The organism is Sphingopyxis sp. LARHCG72 (genome assembly GCF_052871675.1).
Genome location: NZ_JBIXJU010000020.1, coordinates 1 through 1,271 on the forward strand (window position 1 = coordinate 1; position 1,271 = coordinate 1,271).

At 62.9% G+C, this 1,271-nt stretch carries 1 protein-coding gene; it reads left to right on the plus strand.

The genetic code is table 11. The annotated features are described in order from the left end of the window. Nucleotides 1–63 precede the first annotated feature (63 nt). Nucleotides 64–1,235 (plus strand): IS3 family transposase gene (locus ACIPPQ_RS21680; protein ID WP_446546115.1). Its coding sequence is split into 2 segments (ribosomal slippage): nucleotides 64–328 and nucleotides 328–1,235, totalling 1,173 coding nucleotides; the frame shifts between segments, so codons are not numbered across the junction. The last annotated feature ends 36 nt before the right edge of the window (nucleotides 1,236–1,271 follow it).

The following is a 1,271-nucleotide window of genomic DNA, read 5'->3' on the forward strand; positions in this document are numbered from 1 at the left end:
TGATCTGCCCCCTTCTGAGTGGTCCAAAATTGATGATATTTTGGATTACGAAGGAGATTATGAATGCCGAGCAAGAAGCATCGCCCGGAAGAGATTATCGGCAAGCTGCGTGAAGCGGAGGTTGTTCTGGCGCAGGGTGCGACGACCGCAGAGGCGTGTCGGCGGATCGCGGTCAGCGAGCAGACCTATTATCGGTGGCGCAAGGAATATGGCGGCCTGAAGACCGATCAGGCGCGGCGAATGAAGGACCTGGAGAAGGAGAATGCGCGGCTTCGTCGTGCGATCTCTGACCTGACGCTGGACAAGCTGATCCTGCAGGAAGCTGCTCGGGGAAACTTCTGAGCCCCGCGCGCCGAAGGCGCTGTATCGACCACATCAGAAGGATGATGCCGGTGTCCGAGCGGCGGCTGTGCCGTGTGCTCGGGCAGCACCGATCGACACAGCGCAAGGCGCCTCGCGGGGCAGATGACGAAGCGGCTCTCACCGAGGACATCATTGCACTGGCGCGGCAATATGGTCGTTATGGCTATCGCCGGGTGACGGCGTTGCTGCGCGACGCGGGGTGGCATGTGAACCGCAAGCGGGTCGAGCGCATCTGGCGACGCGAGGGGCTGAAGGTGCCGCAAAGGCAGCCGAAGCGCGGTCGGCTCTGGCTGAACGACGGATCATGCATCCGGCTTCGGCCCGAGTATCCTGGGCATGTCTGGTCCTACGACTTCGTCGAAGGTCGCACCCACGATGGCCGCAAGTACCGGATCCTGTCGATCATCGACGAGGCGAGCCGGGAGTGCATGGCGTTGCCGGTCGCGCGCAAGCTCAAGAGCGACGACGTGCTCGCAGCACTGGCCGAGCTGTTCGTCACGCGCGGGCCGCCAGCGCATATCCGGTCGGACAATGGCCCGGAGTTTATCGCGACGGCGGTGCAGGAATGGCTGGCGAAGATCGGAGTGAAGACGCTCTACATCACGCCCGGATCGCCATGGGAGAATGGCTATTGCGAAAGCTTCAACGGGTCGCTGCGTGATGAACTGCTCAACGGCGAGATCTTCTACTCGCTCGCCGAGGCCCGGATCCTGATCGAGGCCTGGCGGCGACATTACAACACCATCCGGCCGCACAGCTCGCTGGGATATCGACCGCCGGCGCCGGAGGCCGTTCGATCGCCAGTGTCGCCCTCCGGTTCCGCTTCGCTCCACCTACGGCCAACACTGGCGATCGAGGCGTCAATGCACTAACAATCCCCGCGGACCACTCGGTGGGGGCCAGTCACT